The 5,215-nt window shown below is 71.3% G+C and carries 4 protein-coding genes; all 4 read right to left on the minus strand.

Going from position 1 to position 5,215, the window contains the following annotated elements:
- Nucleotides 1-252 precede the first annotated feature (252 nt).
- Complete coding sequence (locus J0670_RS29435; protein WP_207814739.1) at nt 253-1,353, minus strand: DUF4192 domain-containing protein; 1,101 nt, start codon at nt 1,351-1,353, stop codon at nt 253-255.
- 73 nt (nt 1,354-1,426) lie between these two features.
- Nucleotides 1,427-2,473: a DUF4192 domain-containing protein gene (locus J0670_RS29440; RefSeq protein WP_207814740.1), complete on the minus strand. Its 1,047-nt coding sequence runs from the start codon at nt 2,471-2,473 to the stop codon at nt 1,427-1,429.
- A gap of 201 nt (nt 2,474-2,674) precedes the next feature.
- Nucleotides 2,675-3,664: a DUF4192 family protein gene (locus J0670_RS29445; protein ID WP_207814741.1), complete on the minus strand. Its 990-nt coding sequence runs from the start codon at nt 3,662-3,664 to the stop codon at nt 2,675-2,677.
- A 110-nt stretch (nt 3,665-3,774) separates the two neighbouring features.
- A complete protein-coding gene (locus J0670_RS29450) occupies nt 3,775-4,812 on the minus strand; it encodes a DUF932 domain-containing protein (protein WP_207814742.1) in 1,038 nt (345 codons plus the stop codon).
- Nucleotides 4,813-5,215: the final 403 nt, after the last annotated feature.

Here is a 5,215-nt window from a genome sequence, read left to right on the forward strand (position 1 = left end):
GCCGGGGGCGAGGTGCATCAGGTTGCCCGGCCGGTAGATGCAGGTGTCACACAGGCGCGCGAGGACCCGGACCTCCCCGGTGGCGGGGTCGGCGACGGCGGGCGCCGGGTCGTGGTCGGGCTCGGGCTCGGGCTCGGGCTCGGGCTCGGGCTGCGGATCGCTATACCTCACGGTGTCCCCCCTGGTTGTGGTCGAAGAGCCTGCATGGGCCACGGCCGGGGCGGGCGTTCGGTGCCCGCCCCGGCCGGACGGTCAGCTGTCGTGGCCGCGACGGCGGCCCTCGCGCTCCTGCCGGACCACGTCGGCGATGTCGTCCACAGAGCCCGCCATCACGATCTGCTCCATCAGGAGCTCGGCCAGAAGGTAGCGCGGGTCGGCGCTGCGCGCCCGTTCGAGGGCGAGGAGCGCGGCCGGGACTTCCCCGGCGACGGCGGCGGTGAACGCGGCGAGGGTCAGGGGGGCGGCGACGAAGGTCGTGGTGGCGCTGGCGCAGCGGCGGGCCAGCAGGGCCCACAGCTCCCGGGCGCGCGGGAGCTCGTCCGGTTCGATGTATTCGAGCGCGATGTCCCGCAGGGGCCGGTGCCCCAGCCCGACGGTCAGCTCTGCCGTCTGGTCCGGGGTGAGGTCCTCCAGCGGTATGCCGTCTCCCCCGCCGAGTAGCAGCCGGTCGAGGATCGCGGTGAGCCGTTCGGTCTCGGCGTCGAAGCTGCTGGCCTGCACGCGGTCAGCCCGCTCGCCGACGGCGTGCAGGATCGCGGCGCGCTGGGCTTCGGCTTCCTTCCCCGTGACGGGTTCGAAGGCGGCGGCGATCGCGGCTTGGCTGGGCGGCGTGGGGATGCCGACGGCGCGGGCGTTCATGGTGACGACGCCCGGGTTGTCCGGGCCGTCGACGGGCATGCCCTCGTGCCGGTAGTTGGGGTTGTCGTGGTGGTACACCCACCAGTGGGTGGGCGTGACGAACATGGCGGCGAGGGTGTCGATGCCGTGGGCCTCGGCGGACAGCAGGAGCGCGTCCGCCAGCGCCCGGTGCCGGGTCATCGCGGCGTGGCCGTCGCCCGCGTCCTGCTGGCTCGCGCACAGGTACAGCAGGACGTCGGCCGGGCCGGTGGCGAACTTCTCCAGGCGGCGCAGCGTGCTGTGCATCATGTGGTGCGCGGCCTCGTTCGGGTCGTCCTCGCCGTCGGGCAGGTCGAACTTCTGGCTGAAGAGCGGGCGGTCGTGCAGGGTGTCGTGGGCGAGGACGAACACCATGCCGTCGGGGCCGTCGGGCTGGAAGCGCAGGAGGTAGGGCAGCGCTTCGACGGCCTGGGCGGGGCTGCGGACGTCGAAGACGGGCACCGTGTTGATGTTCAAGGGGATCTCTCCGCTCGTGGTCGGTGTGGGGTGGGCAGGGGCCGCTCGACTTGCGGCCCCTGCCGGGGGCGGGTCAGCCCGTGACGGGGTTGCCCCGGGTGACGCGGTGCTCGCGCAGGTGCTCACGCAGGTGGTGGAAGCTCGATCCGCTGTTGAACCTGCCGAGGAGGAAGCGGGTCAGGTCCTGGTCCGGGAGGCACGTGTCGGCGGCCCGGAGGGCGAGTCGGGACGTGGCCTCGTCGCCGAGTGCCCACGCCGTGAACACGTGGAGGGCGAGCGGTATGGCGGCGTGGTCGGTGTAGGAGGCGGGGCAGCGGCGGGCCAGGGCGAGCCACAGCTCGTTCGCGGCCGCCAGCTCGTGCTCCTCGCAGTGCATGAGCCCGGTGTTGCGCACGTCGTCGTACTGGAGGGCGAGCAGCAGTCGGGCCGCGAGGTCGTCAGGGGTGTCCTTGGCCTGCCAGGCGCCGGTGACCAGTTCGCCGATGGTGGTGGTCACGAGGTCGATCGCGTCGTCCACGACATTCTGGTGCCCGTTGGAGAGGATGTCGGCGTGCATGGCGCGCACGGCGGTGTCGAGGGTCGCGGCCATGGCGGTGGCCCGTGTGCCGGTGGCGGGGGCGAGGGACTTCAGGACGTCGCTGCTGCGCGGCAGGCTCGTCGAGTCGAGCTCTGCGGGCGGTTCGGGGATGGGGTGCCCGTCGTTGGGGCCGGTCGTCAGCATCGACCAGTAGCGGGACCGGGTCACGTATATGGCTTCGCTCAGGGCCAGACCCAGGCGTCCGCACGCTTCGCGCAGGTGGTCGGCGATGGGCTGGTGGGTGAGGCGGGACTGCGGACCGTAGTCCGGGTCGTCCGGGTCGGGGCAGATGTAGGCGACGAGCCGGTGGGTCGGGAACAGGAACGATGCGGCATCGTCCTGCTGGTAGGCGACCAGCTCTTCGGCCATGGAGGGCCAGAGGGCGGGGTCGGCGGGCAGGTCGGTTCGGACGAATCCGAGCGGCGTCCCGGTCGGGGTGATGCCGGCGAGAACGACGCTGTTCTCGGGGTGGTAGTTGAAGAGGAACGGCAGCAGGTGAACCAGGCCCTCGGGGCCGTTCAGCAGGAGCAGCTTGTCGGTCATGGGTCCCTATCAGGGTTGGTCCGGATTCGCGGTCCGGAGCGGCAACAGAAGAAGACTGTTGTCTTCTTTCTTGACATAAGTCTATTTTAGGGCGCGTCTGTTGGGCACACCCCAATTCCCCTGGATCGGGGTGCCGTCGGGGCCGGGCCCGGGTGCCCGCCCCCGAAGGGCCGGGCACCGGGGCGACACCGCAGCCTGCGGCTACAGCTCGCGGCGCTTGCGAAGGAAGGCCCTCAGCGACTCCGCCGCGCTCACCGGCGCGCCGATGACCCGGTCGATCTCCGCCAGGGAGACCAGCCCCAGCAGCGCCTGCGCCTGCTCGTCCCCCGGCTTGACCTCCAGCGCGAGGAGCAGCGCCTCTGCGGCCGCCGGAGTGTCGCCGTCGAGCAGCAGCGCGGCACCAAGCAGGGTGAGCGGCGCGGCGGCCAGGCGGCGGTAGGGGTCGACGCACAGCCATGCGACGCGCGACCACAGCAGCGCCGCCCGCTTCACCTCCTCTGGCTCGCAGTACGTCGAGGCCATGTGCAGGAAGTCCCCGTTCTGGACCGCGAGGAGCAGCCGCGCCGCCTCCGCATCGGTCAGTTCCTCGATGTCGCGCTGACCGGTCAGCATGGCGGCAAGCAGCGGCTTGAGACTCTGCTTGGCGGCCTCGTGGCCGGCTTCCAGCTCGCGCGCGAAGGCGTGCACGGCGTCGGCCACCACACCCGCATCACCCTCCGCGCCGTCGTCCACGGGGTGCCGGTCGGCCGTCGGCCGCTCGGCGGCGCGGGGCGTTCCCGGGCCGGGGGCGCCGGTGGTGGGGTCGGCGGGCAGGGGCCACCAGTGGGTGCGGGTGATGAACTGGCTTTCGATCACGGCCAGGCCGTACCGCGCGCACGTGGTGGCAAGGTGGCGCCACACGGCGGTGTAAGTGTCGGCATCCTCGAGGCCGTGGCCGTCGCGGGCGTAGACGAGCAGCGCGACGTTGCGCTGTTCCTTGCTGGTGGCGGGCAGTTCGGCGACGTCGCCGATGAACGTCCGGGCGAAGGACGGCCAGTGGTGCGGGCCCTCCGGGATGTCCGCGAGGAGCAGGCGCAGGGGTTCGCCGAACTCGGCGACGACGATCTGTCCCACCGGTTCGCGGTCGAGCGCGCCGGCGACGAAGTCGGCCAGGTGGGCCATCTCGGGAGTGAAGGGGGTGTTGTCGGACATGGCGGTTCCTCGTTCCAGGTGGCGGGGCCGCGCCAGCGGGCGGCACGGCCGGGTTGACGCGGAGCGGCTAACGGTCGGCCGGGGGCCCGCAGGCCCCCGGCCGCCGGGGGTTAGGCCGCGAGCAACAGGGCCTTCGCCGCGTCCTTGAGCGGGCTCTTCTGGTCGTGCAGCAGGGTGGTCATCGCGAGGTTGGCGCGGTGCTCCTGCTCAGTCAGCGCCTCGGGGATCTTGACGGTCCGGAAGTAGTCCTCGAACTCCACGACCGCCTGAAGGGCGGCCCAGCGGGTGCCCCGGATGTTGTCCTGGGTGTCGGCCTCGGCGAACAGGTAATGCAGCCGGTCGCGCCGCTCCTCGTGAGCCGCGAGGATGTGCTTGCGCGTCCCCTCGTCCGGAGCCCCCCACAGCCGGGTGATCAGCTTGTCGAACTCCTGGCCGGTCATCGCCTGCTGGTACAGGGCGGCGGCCTCGGCCTCCAGGGCTGCGGCGTAGCGCTCGGTGAAGCCGAGGGTGCGCCGGGCCTCCTCCAGCCGGTCAAGGGCGTCGATGGTGTGGCGGACCTTCCACACGCGCTGGGCCTCGCTGACGGCGAGGTCAAGCGTGTTGGTGCACACCGCCCGGACCGGGGTCTCGACGGCGACGGCGGCGGAGCGGCCGTCGTGGCTGTTGGCGAACAACGTGAAGAGGTCGATGCGGTCGGCCGCGCCCTCGGGGTCGATGGTGATGCTCGGGGACTTGACCGACATGAAGACGACCCGGCCGCCGTCGAGCGCACCGGCGGTCTCGTAGGTGACGTGGCCGCCGCCGACGAGCTCGTCCAGGAAGGCGAAGGCGGCGCGGTTCTGGATGGGGGTCCAGGTGTTGCCGACGAGGCCGCCGACCCAGTCGCCGGTGTCGGTGCGGACGGTGGCGAAGCGGTTGGGGATCTTCTTGCCGAGCTTGCCCTTGTTCATCGGCAGGATCGGCAGCTTCTCGACCTCCCAGTCCAGCTGGGCGAGGTGCAGGACCTCGTCGCTGGTCTTGGCGTCCTCGGTGACGGTGCCGAGGCCGTGCCAGGCGGGCTGACGGTGGGAGTAGAAGGCGGCCTCGCCGGTGGTGTTGTCGATGGCGCCGAGGTCGGCCCGGCCGGTGATGACGTCGCTGTCGCGCATGGGGTTCTCCTGTGAGGTCTGCCCGGATTCGCGGTCCGGGCGGGCAACGAAGCTGACTTCCGTCTGCTTTCTTGACCTCAGTCTATTCTCGGGCGGGCGCCCTTGGGCACACCCTTCGAGGCACGAAGTTCGGGCAGCTTCCGCGCCGACTGAAAGCACCGAACCGGCACCTCGGCCCTTACGCCACCGGCATCCGCCAACGCCGAACGGGCACCGAGACGCCTGGACAGAAACAAATCAAATTCATGGAAACCAGCAGGTCATCACACCGAAGCTCATTTCTCGACCGCTTGACGTCGACAGGGCCCCCGCCGCGAACGGAGTAGCGCGACGACTCGCGAACGACGGAAACTCCTGGTGTAACCGGCCTCCACCGCAGCCGAGTTGACCCACCGCCGTACGG

Origin of the sequence: Streptomyces sp. FH025, assembly GCF_017427025.1 — a bacterium.
Classification (GTDB): Bacteria; Actinomycetota; Actinomycetes; order Streptomycetales; family Streptomycetaceae; genus Kitasatospora.